Origin of the sequence: Rhodococcus sp. Ni2, assembly GCF_021352185.1 — a bacterium.
Classification (GTDB): Bacteria; Actinomycetota; Actinomycetes; order Mycobacteriales; family Mycobacteriaceae; genus Rhodococcus_F; species Rhodococcus_F qingshengii.
The window spans coordinates 2,154,016-2,170,207 of the sequence record NZ_WOXZ01000001.1 but is presented as its reverse complement, the minus strand read 5'-3'; the positions used below and the strand labels follow the sequence as shown (position 1 = coordinate 2,170,207).

At 62.3% G+C, this 16,192-nt stretch carries 15 protein-coding genes and 1 pseudogene; 8 read left to right on the top strand and 8 right to left on the bottom strand.

What is annotated here, in order from left to right; translation table 11 throughout:
- Positions 1-21: 21 nt before the first annotated feature.
- Positions 22-1,128, top strand: coding sequence for a Glu/Leu/Phe/Val dehydrogenase dimerization domain-containing protein (locus GN300_RS10610; RefSeq protein WP_063315362.1), 1,107 nt, complete (start codon positions 22-24; stop codon positions 1,126-1,128).
- On the opposite strand, the gene GN300_RS10605 is transcribed toward GN300_RS10610, so the two are convergent.
- From GN300_RS10605 to GN300_RS10595, 3 genes are all read right to left on the bottom strand, one after another.
- The gene (locus GN300_RS10605) at positions 1,057-1,965 is read right to left on the bottom strand and encodes a TIGR04222 domain-containing membrane protein (RefSeq protein WP_047272643.1); all 909 of its coding nucleotides are present in this window, start codon (positions 1,963-1,965) and stop codon (positions 1,057-1,059) included. The genes GN300_RS10610 and GN300_RS10605 overlap by 72 nt on opposite strands.
- Positions 1,962-2,870, bottom strand: coding sequence for a TIGR04222 domain-containing membrane protein (locus GN300_RS10600; protein WP_063315363.1), 909 nt, complete (start codon positions 2,868-2,870; stop codon positions 1,962-1,964). The genes GN300_RS10605 and GN300_RS10600 overlap by 4 nt, the downstream gene beginning before the upstream one ends.
- 138 nt (positions 2,871-3,008) lie before the next feature.
- Entirely contained in the window at positions 3,009-3,686 is a 678-nt protein-coding gene (locus GN300_RS10595) for an SDR family oxidoreductase (RefSeq protein WP_007729052.1), read from the bottom strand.
- A gap of 77 nt (positions 3,687-3,763) precedes the next feature.
- Between GN300_RS10595 and GN300_RS10590 the strand changes: the two genes are divergently transcribed.
- The 4 genes from GN300_RS10590 to GN300_RS10575 all read left to right on the top strand — a co-directional run bounded on the left by GN300_RS10590 (position 3,764) and on the right by GN300_RS10575 (position 8,005).
- Complete coding sequence (locus GN300_RS10590; RefSeq protein WP_063315364.1) at positions 3,764-4,690, top strand: metal ABC transporter substrate-binding protein; 927 nt, start codon at positions 3,764-3,766, stop codon at positions 4,688-4,690.
- Positions 4,687-5,418 (top strand): metal ABC transporter ATP-binding protein, encoded by a 732-nt coding sequence (locus tag GN300_RS10585; RefSeq protein ID WP_054186862.1) that lies wholly within the window; start codon positions 4,687-4,689, stop codon positions 5,416-5,418. Before GN300_RS10590 ends, GN300_RS10585 begins: the two co-directional genes overlap by 4 nt.
- 3 nt (positions 5,419-5,421) lie before the next feature.
- On the top strand, positions 5,422-6,312 hold the full coding sequence (locus GN300_RS10580; RefSeq protein WP_063315365.1) for a metal ABC transporter permease: 891 nt from the start codon (positions 5,422-5,424) through the stop codon (positions 6,310-6,312).
- A 136-nt stretch (positions 6,313-6,448) separates the two neighbouring features.
- Positions 6,449-8,005 carry a GGDEF domain-containing protein gene (locus tag GN300_RS10575; protein WP_063315366.1) on the top strand — a complete coding sequence of 519 codons (1,557 nt, stop codon included), beginning with the start codon at positions 6,449-6,451 and terminating at the stop codon, positions 8,003-8,005.
- On the opposite strand, the gene GN300_RS10570 is transcribed toward GN300_RS10575, so the two are convergent.
- Both GN300_RS10570 and GN300_RS10565 read right to left on the bottom strand, forming a co-directional pair.
- The gene (locus tag GN300_RS10570) at positions 7,994-8,746 is read right to left on the bottom strand and encodes a cyclase family protein (RefSeq protein ID WP_007729041.1); all 753 of its coding nucleotides are present in this window, start codon (positions 8,744-8,746) and stop codon (positions 7,994-7,996) included. The two genes, GN300_RS10575 and GN300_RS10570, sit on opposite strands and share 12 nt — an antisense overlap.
- Before the next feature lie 144 nt (positions 8,747-8,890).
- Positions 8,891-9,301, bottom strand: a complete 411-nt coding sequence (locus GN300_RS10565) for a TIGR03668 family PPOX class F420-dependent oxidoreductase (RefSeq protein ID WP_030537452.1) — start codon at positions 9,299-9,301, stop codon at positions 8,891-8,893.
- Between the two features lie 60 nt (positions 9,302-9,361).
- Between GN300_RS10565 and GN300_RS10560 the strand changes: the two genes are divergently transcribed.
- The gene (locus GN300_RS10560) at positions 9,362-10,363 is read left to right on the top strand and encodes a PHP domain-containing protein (protein ID WP_063315367.1); all 1,002 of its coding nucleotides are present in this window, start codon (positions 9,362-9,364) and stop codon (positions 10,361-10,363) included.
- Between the two features lie 49 nt (positions 10,364-10,412).
- Here the strand turns inward: GN300_RS10560 and GN300_RS10555 are convergent, their stop codons facing one another.
- From GN300_RS10555 to GN300_RS10545, 3 genes and pseudogenes are all read right to left on the bottom strand, one after another.
- Positions 10,413-11,774, bottom strand: coding sequence for an HNH endonuclease signature motif containing protein (locus GN300_RS10555; protein ID WP_063315368.1), 1,362 nt, complete (start codon positions 11,772-11,774; stop codon positions 10,413-10,415).
- A 119-nt stretch (positions 11,775-11,893) separates the two neighbouring features.
- A pseudogene (locus GN300_RS29980) lies at positions 11,894-12,803 on the bottom strand (cation transporter).
- Positions 12,804-12,875: 72 nt separating this feature from the next.
- Complete coding sequence (locus tag GN300_RS10545) at positions 12,876-13,574, bottom strand: haloacid dehalogenase type II (protein WP_007735269.1); 699 nt, start codon at positions 13,572-13,574, stop codon at positions 12,876-12,878.
- A 110-nt stretch (positions 13,575-13,684) separates the two neighbouring features.
- On the opposite strand from GN300_RS10545, the gene GN300_RS10540 reads away from it, so the two are divergent.
- Entirely contained in the window at positions 13,685-15,022 is a 1,338-nt protein-coding gene (locus GN300_RS10540; RefSeq protein ID WP_042449890.1) for an amylo-alpha-1,6-glucosidase, read from the top strand.
- A 107-nt stretch (positions 15,023-15,129) separates the two neighbouring features.
- A complete protein-coding gene (locus GN300_RS10535) occupies positions 15,130-15,825 on the top strand; it encodes a glycoside hydrolase family 25 protein (protein ID WP_371714689.1) in 696 nt (231 codons plus the stop codon).
- Positions 15,826-16,192 lie beyond the last annotated feature (367 nt).

Here is a 16,192-nt window from a genome sequence, read left to right as displayed (position 1 = left end):
GGAGACAGAAAAGGAGATTCAATGAGTATCGACGACGAACTGCGCTGGGACGGTGAACTGACCGTCACTCGCCATGATCGGGAGACCGGCACGACTTTCGTGATTCGAATCGACTCCACCCGTCTGGGACCGGCGTCGGGTGGCACGCGGGCCGCTCACTATCCCTCGATCGGCCACGCTCTGGCGGACGCCGGGAAGCTCGCCGGTGCAATGACTTTGAAGATGGCTGTCTCCGACCTGCCGATGGGTGGCGGGAAGTCGGTGATCGCACTGCCAGCACCGCGCAATCAGATCGACGCCGCAACCTGGTCTCGTATCCTCGGCATCCACGCCGAGAACATCGACAAGCTCGAAGGAAACTACTGGACTGGTCCTGACGTCAACACCAACTCTTCCGACATGGATCAGCTCAGTCGCACCACCAGATACGTCTTCGGGCGTTCGGTTGACAACGGTGGCGCCGGTTCCAGCGCGCACGCCACCGCTCTGGGTGTGTTCGAAGCGATGAAGGCCACGGCGCGTCGCCGAGGACTCGGAACACTCGACGGCCGAACGGTACTGGTACAGGGGCTCGGCGCCGTCGGCGGCGACGTCGTCCGTCTCGCAGCGCAGGCTGGCGCACGTCTGCTGGTTGCCGATACGGACCCGCAGCGCCTCGAGGCGGCTTCTCTCGCGGGGCACACGGTCGTTCCTGCCGGCGAGGTCCTCCGAACACCGTGTGACCTCTTTGCCCCCTGCGCGATGGGAGGCATCATCGATTTCGCTGCGGCTGCGTCGATTCCGACTCTGGCCGTGGCGGGCGCAGCAAACAACATCTTGACCGATGCCGCTGCCGGTGAGGTTCTGCGAGACCGCGGGGTTCTCTGTGCCCCTGATTTCGTCGCGAACGCAGGCGGAGCCTTTCACCTCGTGGGGCGAGAATTCCTGGGGTGGAACGAAGGAGACGTCGTCGAACGAACCCGAGGCATCGGTCGAACCTTGGACGAGGTGTACTCGTTGAGCGAGGAACGTGGCATCACTACCGAGGCCGCAGCGCTTATGCTCGCCCGGGCGCGGCTATCCCCCGCATCCACCGCCGCCGCCGCCACATCCGCCGCCCCCGCTGCAGCTGCTGCCTCCCCCGCCTGAACCGCCACCGTCCGAACCCCCGCTACTTCCGCTGCCGTCGGCACCGATTCCGGCGGCGGAGGCCAAGGCGGGATTGATCATCAGCATCGCCGAACCGGCGAAGAGAGCGGCGGACATTCCCGCCAAACGTGGTCCGTAGGCGGAGAAGGCAGGCTTGTTGCGCGGGGACAGGTAGGCGTGTGCCGTGGTCAGTTCCGAACGTGCCGCCTTGCCAGAGGTGGTTCGATCGAAGTTGAGCCCGAGCAGCGGGATGCTGAACCCGGTGACGAGTACGGCGAGAATCAGAAACTCGACGGGCTTGTCGTTGTGCAGTCCGAAAGTAATGCGGACGATACCCACGGCCACCAGGATCTTCAGCGGAACTGTGGAGAGAAAGATTGAACGCCTGGCGCTGTCGGAGGTCAGGTATCCCCGGTCCGCCAAAGAGTTTCGTAGGCGAGCTGTTTCCACCGTCATACGCTCGGCGAGTTGGCGCCGACGATGGGGTAGAGCCTGCTGGGCCAGGCGCTGGTACACGGTGAGGGTGTACCAGTCCAGGGTCTCGTCGCCAGGGCCCAACGGGCGCAGGACAGCGCCGTCGGTGGTGATCAGGTCAGCGCTACGCAGGATTGCCAATGATGCTGCGATGGCGCGTGACTCGCCGGTGAGCATTCCGACTTCCGGAGGCGTCAGTTGCTCGGCGGAATACCCGTGCTCGGTTGAGTACCCGTGCCGGCGTGCCCGGATCATCAGACGCCACCCCAGAGTGAGAACCATGAGCGTGGCCGAAACGGCTATGTAGCCGTAGAGGAAATCCTCGCTGGGGATCCCCCAAGTGTCGGCTGCATGCGTGCTCATCCCCCACACCCCCCGCCGCCGCAACTGCTCCCACTGCCGCCACCGCCGTCCGAGCCGGATGATCCGGATGAGGAGCCACAACTGTAGTAGCTCGAACTTCCGCCGCCCGGGCTGTACGCGGCACCCGCAGCCACGGCTCCCGCCAGCGCCGGATCGATCAGAACCAGAGCGCCCGAACCGAAGAGCGCCGCCGAGAGCCCGGCGAGCGAGGGACCGTAGCTGGTGTACGCGGGCCGCAGTTTCGGTGAGAGGTACGAGTTTTCGTGCTTGAGGCGTCGAAGCTCGCTGTCTCCCAAAGCTGTCCGACGACGCTTGATGCGAAGAAGTGGAATCATCAGAGCGAGAACGATGATGGTGAGGAGCAGGAACCCGACCGGCTTACCGCCGGCGATTCCGGCGACGAGACGGACCAAGCCGAGAGCAATTACCGCCACGATCGGAACGGTCCGAAGGGCAGCGGTCAGACCGTCCTGCTGGCGTTGCAAATATCCCTCGTCGATCAACGTCGTACGTAGTTGTGCGAGTGCGACGTTCAGCCGTCCCATCAGACGCACCTGCCGCAGCGGGACCTTTCCGTTGCCGAGCCGCTTGTGCACCGTACGGGTGAACCAGTCGAGACGATTCTTGTCCTCCGCAGTGAGCGCCAGCTTGGTCTTGCCTTCGGTGCTGATCAGCTCGGCGCTGCGCAGAATAGCCATCGACGCCAGCACCGCTTGGTAGTCACTGGTCAAGGCACCGATCTCGGGAGGAGTGAGCGGCCGACGGACAGCGTCGACGACCACCGGTGACCGGCGCGCAGTCATTCGGCTGTACAGCGAGAGTCCGATCGCGACGGCAGCCGCCACCAGGTACCACTGAAGGAAAGTCTGGCTGGGGATCCCCCATGTATCCGTATGATCATGCATCGCACACCACCTCTCGATGAACTCCTGAGACAAGTCCAGTCTCTTTGTCCGACAACTGATGTCAGTATCGGGCCAGTGCCCGGAAAAGCGATATCCGGATGGCCATCGTCACCATTCCGTTACCGCCGAACTGGGGATTTACCGGCCGGTAGGTCGAAGCACGATCTCCGTGGGGTGTGCGTCGGACGGTGTTTCGACGGCAGTGAGTACGGCACGCGCCACAGTGGAGGCTTTCAGGAAGCGCTCAGGGTCGTACTCGTCGCCCTCACCCGCGACGATGTCGCGCTGCATGTCGGTGTCGATCCGTCCGGGGTGAATGGAGGTGACCCGAAGTGCCGGCTCTTCCAGGCGCAACGCATCTCCGAAAGCGCGCAGGGCGAACTTGCTGGCCGCATACGAGCCCCAACCGGCGTTGGCGCGCAGTCCGGCACCCGAATTGATCAGCACGACGTGACCTCCAGCCGCGCGAAGCGCGGGCAGGAGAACCCGCGTGAGTTCGGCGACGGCGATGACGTTTGCCTCGAGGGTGCGTCGCCACTGATCGACCGAGGATTCCTCGATGGTTCCGATGTCGGCCACGCCGGCGTTGTGTACCAGCACGTCGAGCGTCGTGATGGACGAGGCGGCGGCGGCGACGGCGTCGTAGTCCGTGAGGTCGAGGGGTAGGGGCGTCGATCCGGGCAGTTCGGCGCAGATCGGCTCGAGGGCCTGTGCGGATCGTGCACCGAGCAGCAGGTCGTGTGTCGGCGCCAGTTCGCGTGCGATGGCAGCTCCGAGGCCGCGACTGGAACCGGTGATCAAAGCAGTAGGACGCATGGTGCGAGCCTATCGAGTGAGGATTGTTCGGCCAGACGAACTTGTGTATTTGTTTACCCACATATTAGAGTTCGACCATGACGACACGCGACGCGAAGAACTTCCGCCGCCTGGGAATTGCCGCCCTCGCCGCCCTGCTTCTGTCCAGCTGTTCTGCGGTGAGTTCTGGCTCCGACGACGACCGCCCGGTGGTGCTCACCACGTTCACCGTGCTGTCGGACATCGCCCAGAACGTTGCCGGCGATCATCTTCGCGTCGAGTCGATCACCAAGGCGGGGGCCGAAATTCACGGCTACGAGCCGACGCCCGGAGACATTCGGCGGGCGAGCGAAGCCGATCTGATCCTCGACAACGGCATGAACCTCGAGGCGTGGTTCGCGAAATTCGTCAACGGACTGGACGTGCCACACGTCGTGGTCAGCGACGGCGTCGAAGGCATTCCGATCGCCGGCGACGCGTATGCGGGCAAGCCCAATCCGCATGCATGGATGTCTCCGTTGAATACGCAGATCTACGTCGACAACATGGTGACTGCTTTCAGCGACCTCGACCCGGACAACGCCTCGGCATTTGCGGAGAACGGCGCGAAGTACAAGGCGGAACTGCAAGCAGTTCAGGACGGCCTGGTCAGTGGGCTGGCGGCATTGCCCGCAGGTCAGCGTGCACTCGTCAGTTGCGAGGGTGCGTTCTCCTATCTGGCCAGGGACGCGGGACTCAGCGAGGCGTACATCTGGCCGGTCAATGCCGAGCACCAGGCGACGCCGCAGCAGATCATCGCCGCGATCGACTTCGTCCGAGCCAATTCCGTTCCCGCCGTCTTCTGCGAGTCGACGGTCTCGGATGCCCCCATGCAGCAGGTTGTCGGGGCGACCGGCGCGAAGTTCGGCGGAACGCTGTACGTCGATTCGCTGTCCGAAGCCGACGGTCCCGTGCCCACCTATCTGGACATGATTCGCCACGACACCGACGTCATCCTCGGCGGTCTGACCGGCGGTAAATCATGAACGAAGCCATTCGCGTCGAAAACGTCAGCGTTCACTACGGCGAGGTCCACGCACTGGACCACGTCGATCTGACGTTGAACTCGGGTAGCGTCTGCGGACTGATCGGCATGAACGGTTCAGGAAAGTCGACTCTGTTCAAAGTGATCATGGGGATGATCAAGCCGGACAACGGTTCTGTCAGAATCGCCGGTCTCGACGCAGCCACTGCGCGCAAGAGCGGCCGCGTCGGATACGTGCCGCAGAGTGAAGACGTCGACTGGACCTTCCCGATCAGCGTCCGTGACGTCGTGATGATGGGCAGGTACGGCCACCTCGGATTCTTGCGACGTCCGCGGCGTGCAGATCGCGAGGCGGTGGCAGAGGCCCTCGAGCGGGTGGAACTCACCGAATTTGCGGATCGTCAGATCGGTCAGCTCTCGGGTGGTCAGAAGAAGCGCGCGTTCGTCGCACGCGGCATCGCTCAGGACGCGTCGATACTGTTGCTGGACGAGCCGTTTGCGGGCGTCGACAAGCGTTCCGAGGCAACGATTTCGATGCTGCTACGAGAGTTGGCTTCCGACGGCCGGTCGATCTTGGTCTCGACCCACGATCTCCACGCTGTGCCGAAACTCTGCGACGAGGCGGTACTGCTCATGCGCAAGGTCCTGGTGCATTCCGACCCGGACACCGTGCTGCAACCGGAAAACCTCGCCCTGGCTTTCGGACTCGACGTGATGGACAGGACCTGATCGATGAACCTCGTAGAACTCCTACTTGATCCCCTCCAGTACGGATTCATGGTGCGCGCGTTGGCCGTTGCGGTTGTGGCAGCGGTTGTCTGCGCGGTGCTCAGTTGTTGGTTGGTGCTCATCGGGTGGTCGTTGATGGGCGACGCCGTCTCGCACGCCGTGCTGCCGGGTGTTGTCCTCGCTTACGTCGTCGGCGCTCCATTTGCGATCGGGGCCTTGATCTTCGGGTTGATCGCCGTAGCCCTGATCGGACTGATCCGTAACACCAGTCGCGTCAAGGAAGACGCCGCGATCGGTATCGTCTTCACGACTCTCTTTGCGTTCGGTTTGGTTCTCATCTCGGTGACCCCCAGCCAGACCGATCTCAACCACATCATTTTCGGCAACCTGCTGGGGGTGAGCTCGTCTGATCTTCTGCAGGTCGCGATACTCGGCGCGTTGGCGTTGAGCATTCTGTTGATCAAGCGTCGTGATCTGACGTTGTTCGCCTTCGACCCGATCCATGCGAACGCGATAGGTCTTTCGCCCAAGCGCCTGGGTGCGCTGCTACTCGGCGTCCTCGCACTCACGTCCGTTGTGGCGTTGCAAGCCGTCGGCGTCGTGCTGGTGGTGGCGATGCTGATCATCCCCGGCGCGACGGCCTACCTCCTCACCGACAAGTTTTCGCGGATGCTGGTGATAGCTCCCGTCGTTTCCGCAGTCTGCGCGATTGCCGGTATCTACGTCAGCTACTACCTCGACACGGCTTCCGGTGGCATGGTCGTCATGACGCAGGGCATCGTGTTCGCTCTGGTGTACCTGTTCAGCCCGTCGCAAGGGGTGATCGCGAAATGGAACTCGCAGCGGCGTAGGACCCGAGCGGAATACAGCGCCGCGGCGTACGAGCCTTCCTGATCGTTCGTCCAGTTAACAATCCGCTACCAAATCGGGTAGGTTCGTACGGGCATTCGTCACCACGAACATTCCGGCCGCAACGATGCCGGCTGCAAGACGATCGGTGGTGACGCCTTGAACACCGATGGGTTCTTCGATGACGCAGTTCCGAGCGCGACGCACGTGGCTGGTTCTCGGCGTCGTTGTCGCGGTCATCGCTCTCGCCGGATCCGGGCTGCTCAGCCCACGAACTTCGGTTCTGGTGGACGATATCGCCCAGCTCGTCGGCGGAGCCACCGCAACTGCGGTCTGTTGGTGGACATCGCGGCGCTATCACGGCGTCGAGCGTCGTTGGCGAACTCTGATGGCTCTGGGTATGGCCGGCTGGACTCTCGGGATGTTCTTCTGGGCGTTCTACCGCTCGGTTCTCCACGTTCCACTTCCGTCGCCGTCGATCGCGGATATCGGTTTCTTCATGTTCCCGGTGTTCGCCGTGCCGGCGCTTCTGTCGTTGGTGCGTCAGTCGCCCCGGCGTGAGGCGATCGGTCCGATCCATCTCTGGCTCGTGCTGACGCTCGACGGTCTTGTCGTTGTCGGTGGATTGTTCATCCTCACGTGGACAACAGCCCTGGGCGCCGTCGTTCATACCGGTCCGACGGGATCTCTCGGGTTTCTTGTCGCGGTGATGTATCCGATCACCGACTTCGTTCTGATCGCCATGGTCTTGCTGATGGTCATCGGACCGAAGGCCGTAGCAGAGATCCGTGAACCGCTGACGTTCCTCGGGTGCGGGTTGGTGATGCTCTCCCTTTCGGACAGCCTGTACGCGTACTTGGTGGCGATCGGCGCCGAGAGTATGCCGACCATCGCCGATGCCGGGTTCATCGCGGGGCCGCCGTTGATCGCCTTGGCGGCGCTGACGAAGCGAACCGAGCCTCGGAACCGCAACGCGCCGCAGCAGTGGCGAAGCGATCGGACTCAGTTGCTGCTGCCGTATCTGTTGATCGCGGTGATCGCGACGATCGTGACTGTTCAGGCGCTGATCGTCGGCAACCTCGATGCCGTGGTCGTGATACTCGGCGTCGGCGTGTTGGTTCTCGCGCTGGTGCGCCAAATACTCACGCTCCTCGAGAACGACGCGCTCCTTCAACAGATCTCCGCTGCCCAGGACGAGCTGAGGTACCGAGCACATCACGACCCACTCACCGAGCTTGCAAACCGGGCCGCGTTCGACGAACACTTTGCGAGCGCCATCGACGACTATCGCCAGACGAACTCCGATTGGGTGCTGATGCTTGTCGATCTGGACGACTTCAAACAGATCAACGATCGATACGGGCACCCGGCCGGCGACCGGTTACTGGTTGCTCTCACAGCACGTCTGCGCGAAGCGGTTCCCGAGGGTGCGTTTGTCGCCCGATTCGGTGGCGACGAGTTCACAGTGCTCCTGCAGGGCACGATCGACGACGCCGTCGTCGTGGCTCGCCGGATCGTCGACGCGCTCAGGTCCGATCAGACTGCAGACACATCGGTGTCGGTGGGTGCGAGCGTTGGTGTCGCGCATTTCGAGTCCGCGCAGTTCGAGTTTGGGGACGAACCGCTCAGCGCGCACACTCTTCTTCGCCAGGCCGATGCGGCGATGTACGAGGCGAAGAGAAGTGGGAAGGGCGCGGTCGTTGTCTACGGCGACCGTCGCAAATGGTTATCGCCGTAGTAGTGCGAAAATCGTTGCCGGTGAACCCGATCCGGCCTTGTTGATCGCACCACCGACAAGGATGCTAGCCCCGGTGGTTGGCAGGGCGGCAAGATTGTTCAAGTTCTCCAGGCTGATTCGATGCTTGTCGTACAGGATTGTCGAGACGGGGTAGGTTTCGTCGTTTCCGAGGTCGGGACCGAACGTGTCGGTTCCCAATGCTCCGCGGGTGCCCAAACGGCCGGTGTCTATCAGCCACCGCGCCGCGTCCACCGAGAAGCCGGGCTGGTGGGTGACGCCCTCGGCATCGGAGTTGGCATATTCTTCGCTACCCCAGCGCGATTCCCACCCGGTCCAGAGAACTACGGCCGCTCCATCGGGGATCTTGCCGTTGCGCGTTTCCCATTCCTGCAGGTCCGCGACCGTGAGCGCATAGTCCGAATCGGCGGCAGCCTTGTCCCGGATGTCGATCTTCACTGCGGGGAGGAAGAGGTCCGCCGGATCGAGTTGGTCGGCTGTGAGGCCGCCTTCCTGGAAGTGTGCGGGTGCGCCCCAATGCGTGCCCGTGTGCTCACCTTCCTTGACGTACTGGAGGTAGTAGCCGTCGTCTGCGATGGTGGCCGCTGTGTCGAGAGTGAACTCGGGGTCGCCGGGAAAAACCGGCGTCGTCGCCGGGTCGTTCACGTGTGAGAGCGAAACAACCGACAACTGTTCGTTCAACGGACTTGTTGCGTCTTGACTGCTTCCGGAACTGCTACCCATGTCGATCACCTGAGGTCCCGCTACCAGCGCCAGACCTGTGGCTGCGCGCTGAAGTAACTGCCGTCGTTTCATCGATCCCCCGCCAATTTGTCCGAATTGAGAGTGTTGCAATCACTTTCGCTCCTTGAACACTAGGACAGAACCTTAGGCTGCTGCGGACCATGACGACCACTCCACATCGCGGACAGCTATCACCTGTCCGTGCGGTCGGTGATCTACGTACTGCGGATACTTTGCGGCCAAAGCATCGATCGCGCTCTCGGACTCCTTGGTGCCGGGGTCGAGAACCTCCGCATGTCCGTCGACGCGGACCCACCAGAGCGCGGACCAGTCGTCGTCGTAATGATCGACCAGCAGGCTTGCGCGCCCCGTCTCGGTGATGTTCCGGAGCCTGCGAAGAGCGGTCGTGGTTTTCGGTTTGTGGTCGACACAGGAATAGACGGTGCCGCCCACCAAGACGAATACCAGCGGCACGATGTGCGGAACGCCGGCCGCATCTGCCGTTGCCAGGTGAGCCACCCGCGCGGCTTCAAATCGTGCTCTCGGGTCGTCCATATTCACAGCGTAAGGGGATCAAGGGTTGCCGCGAGCCGCTGCTGACGGAACAGTGGTCTCATGGAACCGGATGAAGCGCTTCGGGAGATCGCCTACTGGCTCGAACGATCACGCGCTGAAACGCACCGCGTCAAGGCCTATCGCCGAGCTGCGGAGGTCTTTTCAGGATTGTCCGACGAGCAGAAGGAGTCTCGCCGGAAAGCCGACAGTTGGAAGGCCCTCACCGGCATCGGGCCGAAGACTGCCACGATTATCGCTCAGTCGTACGACGGCATCCCCGAGTATCTCGAGGAACTGCGGGGGCAGGCTGAGCCCATCGGCGACAGCCCATTGCGACAAGCGCTGCGCGGCGACCTCCACACCCACTCCGACTGGTCCGATGGTGGAAGCCCCATCGAAGAGATGATGCGACGCGCAGCAGCACTCGGCCATGACTACTGCGCCCTCACCGACCATTCGCCTCGCCTCACAGTTGCAAACGGGCTGTCCGCGGAGCGCCTACGGTCTCAACTCGACGTGATAGCCGGGTTGAATGCCGAACTGGCTCCCTTCCGCATTCTCACGGGAATCGAGGTGGACATCCTCGAGGACGGTTCACTCGACCAGGATCCCGATCTGCTCGACGAACTCGACATCGTGGTGGCGAGCGTCCACTCCAAGCTGCGGTCCGAACGCGAGGCGATGACCCGCAGAATGCTTGCTGCAGTGCGAAATCCGCGTGTCGATATTCTCGGGCACTGCACCGGGCGTCTTGTCGAGGGTGCTCGCGGAACCCGGCCCGAGTCGCAGTTCGACGCGGAGAAAGTGTTCGAGGCCTGCCGCGAATCAGGCACAGCCGTTGAGATCAATTCCCGACCGGAGCGTCGTGACCCGCCTTCGCGTTTGATCGAGTTGGCCCGCGATCTCGATTGTCTTTTCTCCATCGACACTGACGCCCATGCCCCCGGTCAGCTGGCTTGGCAGGGCTACGGCTGTGACCGGGCCGAAACGTGCGGTGTCGAAGCCGATCGGGTGATCAATACCTGGACCGCCGAAGATCTTTTGGAGTGGGCAGGCAATTGAGAGCATGCCGGAATGGGTCACCGAGGCGTTTGCTCGGTGACCTCCGGGTTCAGAGTCGTGTGGTGGAGCGGCGGGGTTTCTGGTCGGGGTCGATGCCTGGTGGTGGGATGAACCAGGGCAGGTGATCGGTGCCCATTCGGATTTCCCATTTGCCGGTGAATCCGGGTTTTCGGTGCATCAGGGTGTGGTGGGTTCGGCAGAGTAGGACCAGGTTGTCCATGACGGTTGGTCCTCCTTTGGCCCAGTGTTTGATGTGGTGGGCGTCGGTCCAGGCGGGGACGCAGTCGCAGCCGGGGAAGGCGCATCCTTTGTCGCGGGCGATCAGTGCGGTTCGTTGTGCCGCGGTGACAAGCCTTTTGAGTGGGGTGACATCGAGTGGGGCACCGTTTCCGTCGAGGAGGACGCTGGAGAGCATGCAGTCGCAGGCGATCATGCGGGTGCGGCCGACGCTCAGTGGTCCCATCCAGGGCATGTGGCCGACATCGAGATCTTGTTTGTCGAGATCGTGGAAGTCGAGATCGAGCATGCCGGGATCGTCGTCCTCGGACGGGGCAGGTGTTGAGCCATCACCCGTTGTGGCGCATTCACGGTGGTGGGCCAGGTCTTTGGCGTTGATGTGCACGTTCAGGTGTGGGCGTTGGCCGCCGTCGATGCCGGTGGCAGCGTTGTCGAGGTAGCGTCGGATGAGTTCTGCCATGGCGTCTGCGTTGCGTGTGGCGGCGGGTCGTTTGTCGGGTGTGCCGTCTTCGGCGGGGGTGGGCATGGAGAGGTTGGAGAGGGCGGAGAGAAGCATTTCGCCGGTCACTCCGTCGAAATCGCCTCGGACGGCGATTCTTCCGTTGAGGGTGGGGGAGATGCGCAGTTCGTTGCGGTCGGTGTCTTCGCTTGGTGGTGGGTCGTCGGATTCGAACATGTGCTCGAGGACGCTGATGGCGTAGCGCAGTTTGACGGTGGTTGCTTCGGTTCCGGATGCTGCGGCGAGGAGTGTGTCGCGGCAGTACGGTAGTGCGGCGTCGGGCATTGTTTTGGGTGGGGATTCGCAGAACGCCACGATCAGTGCTGCGTGCTCGAAAGTGAGGTCACCGGCATCGAATTGGTCTTCGATCTCGGGAAACGACCGTAGCGCTTTGCCCAGGGCTGCGATTCTTCTGCCGGTGGAGATCTGCAGCATGGTGTGGTTCGCGAGCCATTGTCCGGTGCCGCGGTAGCAGAGTACTTGTTCGTCCGGGTTCAACGTCAGGGTGTCGACGGCGGCCACTCGAATGGCTTCCAGGCGAAGGATTTCCGCTGACGCGGTGATGGCGATCTCGCGGACGTCGCTGGGGTGAAGCCGCCACAATCGTCCGCGCACACCCACGGCGGAGTTGTTGACCACGTCGGTGACGGCATCGTCGGTGATGTTGATCGTCATGAGAACCCCCCGTTCCACCTCCCATCATACTCGAACATACTTTCGAGTCAAGGGCTTTTTCGAGAAGGTGAGGTGGGCCCGGCCGTCGTGATTCTGTTGTTCGAGAGCAGATTCCGTCGCTAGAGCATCAGCGCCGGATCTGTAGTCAGTTCGATGTTCAGCCACGGTTCGTAGGGGAGATCGGCGAGGCTGGTGGCGAACGAGCGTCGTACTGCGTCTTCACCGTCGATGTCCCAGCTGTGTGGCGCGACCATGAACGTCGCTTCGACATACAGCTTGCGACCCACCTTGCTCATGGTGAGAGTCGGTTCGTCCAAGCCGAATTCGTCGCGGACGACGGCGATGGCTTCGTGCACGCGGGCCTGAACGTTTTCGCCGGGAGCACCTTCGAGGAGTTCGATCAGTGCGGTTCGCAGAAGTGCGTACGGTTGCGGGACCAGCATCGCGCAGCCGAGGAGGACCAAGACGGAGTCGACATATCGGTCGGCGTCGGAGAAATCGGTGCGGCCCAGGATCATTGCGACGACAGCACCGACTGCGACCAGCGCGCTGAAGGCAGCCGACGCTCCCCATTGCCTGGCTTCGGCGACGAGCAGATCAGATGTGCGGTCGACTTGTCGGACGTAGCGCCAGATGATGATCGACACCACCGCGCTGACAGCGCCGTATGCCACCAGACCCCGCGGTGACGTCGGCTCCGCCCGCGAGGATGACACGAACTGCCTCGACTGCGGCGTAGGCGAGCGTCGCCAGTAGTGCCATGCCCTGGACAGCGATGACGACCGGGATCAATGCCTCCTTGCCGAACGGGAAGCGTGCGGTGGGGCCCGAGTCGGCTATCCGCGAGACCCGCAGTGAGATCGCCGTCAACACCATTCCGATGAGGGCGTACACACCGTCGAGCAGGATCACCTGGGACTGCGAGATCCAGCCCCAGAATGCGGCGAGCACAGCCAACGCCGTTGCGACCACGAGCGAGTACCGCAGGGCCTTGCGTTCGCGGGTAGCGCTGTCTTCCTTGGTGCCCATGAATTCCAAACCGCCTGTCCGTTTCGATATTCCTTCACGTAGGAATACCAGCAACGACGCGCAGGCACGGGATCAGTGGACCAATTGCGCTGCCAGATCGAGAAAGTCTTCGGCGTTGATGTCGAACTCGTCGGAGAAGGACACATCGGGATTGCCCCTGGCTCCGAATTCGAGTGGTCGAGCTATGAAGGCTGTGCGGAATCCGAGAGCTTTGGCCGCCCGGATGTCATATTTGTGACTGGCAACCATCATGATCTCGGCCGGGTCGTACCCGAGATATCGAGCGGCCAGGTGGTAGATCTTCGGATCTGGTTTGAAGACGCCGGCCATTTCGGCAGTGAAGACGGCATGCCATGGCAGATTTCCGTGCCGGGAGATGCTGACTGCGGCATTCACGTCGGCGTTGGACAAGGCAGCGATTGTGTACTGCTGGCGCAGGGTTGTCAGGCCGGCGACAGTGTCGGGCCACGGGTCCAGGAATTTCCAGGCGGTGGTGAGTTCTTCCTGTTCGGCATCGGAAAGTTCGATGCTCTCGCGGGCCAACAGCTTGCGCAGAGCCTCGCGGTACACCGAATGTACTGTCACCCATTCGCCTGTGGAGTCGTCGGCCTCGGAGGTGTTCGCGAAGTACTCAGCGCGCCAGAGATTGACGAATCTTGGCCAGTCCACGTCGGCGTCGGTGATTCGACGGGCCTCTCGGCACAGTGTGCTGTGAAAATCGGTCGCTGTGCCCTGGACGTCGAACAGCAGTGCTTTGATCTTCTCGCGCACTAGGCCTCCACTCCGAGATCACCTGACGGACTTCCTTCATTATTGCGGCTGCGGCGCCGGATTCGTGCTCGGTGAGCGCAAAGGCTCGACGCGTCGCAAAATAGACATCTATGGCAGACCGCGGATTTACCCCGACTCAGCTCGCCGCCCGAGCTGCCTACTTGCTGCGCGGAAACGACCTGGGCACGATGACCAGCGCTGCCCCGAAGCTGTATCCCCACATGTGGAGCTGGGACGCCGCGTTCGTGGCGGTAGGTCTGGCGCCGCTCAGCGTCGAACGGGCGGTAGTAGAGCTCGATACCTTGCTCTCGGCTCAGTGGAAGAACGGAATGATTCCGCACATCGTGTTCGCGAACGGTGTCGACGGCTACTTCCCCGGCCCGACGCGGTGGGATGTCAATGCGTTGGCAGCGCATGCTCCTCTGGGTACCGCTACATCGGGAATCACCCAACCCCCCGTTCACGCGATCGCGGTGCAGCGGATTCTCGATCATTCGCGTCGGCACGGACGTACGACGCGTGCGGTCGCGGAAGAGTTCCTCGACCGACGCTGGAGCGATCTGGTTCGGTGGCACCGGTGGTTGGCGGAGGCCCGCGATCTCGACGGCAACGGCCGTATCGCGCTCTATCACGGGTGGGAATCTGGGATGGACAACTCTCCGCGGTGGGATCTGGCGTACGCGAATGTTGTTGCGGGACAAGTTCCTGCGTATCAGCGTGCTGATCTCGCTGTGGTGACGGACCTGTCTCAGCGGCCCACGGATAACGAATACGACCGCTACCTTTGGCTTCTCGAAGAGATGAAGGCCGTGCGGTACGAGGATTCTCAACTCGCCACTGCCATGAGTTTTGCCGTCGAGGACGTGTTTGTCAGTGCGGTTTTCTCGATGGCATGCGACGTCTTGGCAACTATCGGTGAGGAGCATTCGCGGCCGAACTCCGACGTCCGTGATCTGCGCGGTTGGGCAGATCGATTCCGGCAGGGCGTGATTGCCACCACCGATGAACGATCAGGTGCAGCAAAGGATTTCGATCTTCGCACCGGGCGATGGGTTCATACCGAGACCATCGCGATGTTTGCGCCGTTGCTGTGCGGCGGCCTGAGCCGCGATGCCGAGCGCGCTCTGTTGCGCACTTTCGAGGGGCCCAAATTCTGTGGTCACCCGGACATGCGGTTTGCTGTCCCACCGTCGACGTCTCCGGTTTCCGGCGATTTCCGTCCTCGGGAGTATTGGCGTGGCCCGGTGTGGCCGGTGATCACGTGGTTGTTCTCGTGGGCGTTCGCGCGTCGGGGGTGGGCCGAGAGATCGCACGTCTTACGTTCGGAGGGGTTGCGGCAGGCCAGCGATGGCAGTTTTGCCGAATACTACGAGCCTTTCACCGGTGAGCCGCTGGGCAGTATGCAACAGTCGTGGACCGCTGCGGCTGTTCTCGATTGGCTCGGTTGAGTGAACATTCCCTGAATTAGGGGACAAAACGGACTAGTCGACCTTAGTCTCGGGAAATGGTCGAGCGACGGATCGTCAGGACACTGGGCAAGCTCACCCCGATCGCGATGGCAGCTGCCATCGCGATCACGGCACCTGGCCTCGCCGCTGCCGACGCTCCCCGTGGCCCGGACGTCTCTTCGTGGCAACACGTGGACGGAACCGGAATCGACTGGTTCCAGGTCAAGGCGTCAGGGCACGAGTTCGCGATGGTCAAGGCCACCGAGTCGCTCAACTACGTCAATCCGTACTTCATCCAGGATTGCCTGGTCATGCGTGCTGCCGGCGTCTCGCGCGGGGCCTACCACTACGCAGACGTTCGCCAGTCCCCCGAAGCCCAGGCCGCCTTCTATTCGGCGATCGTCCTGGGTATCAACGGACCTGGTGACCTCCCGCCCGTTCTGGATCTCGAGGACGCGAAGGGACTGCCCGCCGGGCAGGTCATCGACTGGACTCATCGCTACTTGAATACAGTCCAGACACTCACCGGGCGGCAGCCCATCATTTACACGTATCCCAACTTCTGGCGTACTCAGATGGCCAACACCACCGAGTTCAACCACTACCCGCTGTGGATCGCCGATTACAACGGGCAGAACGCACCGGGGCCGCTACCCGGCGGTTGGTCCAACTGGACTTTCTGGCAGTACACCAGCACCGGACGCATCCCCGGAATCACCGGAAACACAGATATCAACGTCTACAGCGGAGCCCAGGGCGATTTCGATCGCTACGCCAACAGTGTGGGGTTCGGCAGCAGCTAGGTTGCGGCGGGGCCTTTGGCTCCGTGGTGCCCGGTTCGGGCCCTTTCGCCCTCGATGCATTTGCCTCGAGGCACGCGGAAGGGCCCTTTTTGGCACTCTCGTGACGCTTGGCTGGTTAGTCCGGTTGTTGCTCGTCAGTTACGAGAATTCTGCCGGGCGGTAGCCACGGTCGCTGAACTTTCGACTAGCTGAGCAGGATCAGAAAATAGCTATGGCAGAAAATGAGCAGAACTGCTCTGCCTGAAAAGCTACAAAACGGACTTGAAGTTGGGTTTGAATCGAAGGCGGCCGCCCGGTTTCGGGCGAAGTTGGTGCCTCGCAATCCAATTATCGGAGCCTCGGGATGCTTCGTTACCGGCAGCCGTCG

Excerpts from the sequence above, each read along its gene's own strand:
- GN300_RS10580 (WP_063315365.1), top strand. The coding sequence starts at position 5,422 with ATGAACCTCGTAGAACTCCTACTTGATCCCCTCCAGTACGGATTCATG.
- GN300_RS10555 (WP_063315368.1), bottom strand. The coding sequence starts at position 11,774 with ATGACGATCAACATCACCGACGATGCCGTCACCGACGTGGTCAACAAC.
- GN300_RS10560 (WP_063315367.1), top strand. The coding sequence starts at position 9,362 with ATGGAACCGGATGAAGCGCTTCGGGAGATCGCCTACTGGCTCGAACGA.
- GN300_RS10585 (WP_054186862.1), top strand. The coding sequence starts at position 4,687 with ATGAACGAAGCCATTCGCGTCGAAAACGTCAGCGTTCACTACGGCGAG.
- GN300_RS10575 (WP_063315366.1), top strand. The coding sequence starts at position 6,449 with ATGACGCAGTTCCGAGCGCGACGCACGTGGCTGGTTCTCGGCGTCGTT.
- GN300_RS10595 (WP_007729052.1), bottom strand. The coding sequence starts at position 3,686 with ATGCGTCCTACTGCTTTGATCACCGGTTCCAGTCGCGGCCTCGGAGCT.
- GN300_RS10565 (WP_030537452.1), bottom strand. The coding sequence starts at position 9,301 with ATGGACGACCCGAGAGCACGATTTGAAGCCGCGCGGGTGGCTCACCTG.
- GN300_RS10570 (WP_007729041.1), bottom strand. The coding sequence starts at position 8,746 with ATGGGTAGCAGTTCCGGAAGCAGTCAAGACGCAACAAGTCCGTTGAAC.
- GN300_RS10600 (WP_063315363.1), bottom strand. The coding sequence starts at position 2,870 with ATGCATGATCATACGGATACATGGGGGATCCCCAGCCAGACTTTCCTT.
- GN300_RS10590 (WP_063315364.1), top strand. The coding sequence starts at position 3,764 with ATGACGACACGCGACGCGAAGAACTTCCGCCGCCTGGGAATTGCCGCC.
- GN300_RS10605 (WP_047272643.1), bottom strand. The coding sequence starts at position 1,965 with ATGAGCACGCATGCAGCCGACACTTGGGGGATCCCCAGCGAGGATTTC.
- GN300_RS10540 (WP_042449890.1), top strand. The coding sequence starts at position 13,685 with ATGGCAGACCGCGGATTTACCCCGACTCAGCTCGCCGCCCGAGCTGCC.
- GN300_RS10610 (WP_063315362.1), top strand. The coding sequence starts at position 22 with ATGAGTATCGACGACGAACTGCGCTGGGACGGTGAACTGACCGTCACT.
- GN300_RS10535 (WP_371714689.1), top strand. The coding sequence starts at position 15,130 with ATGGCAGCTGCCATCGCGATCACGGCACCTGGCCTCGCCGCTGCCGAC.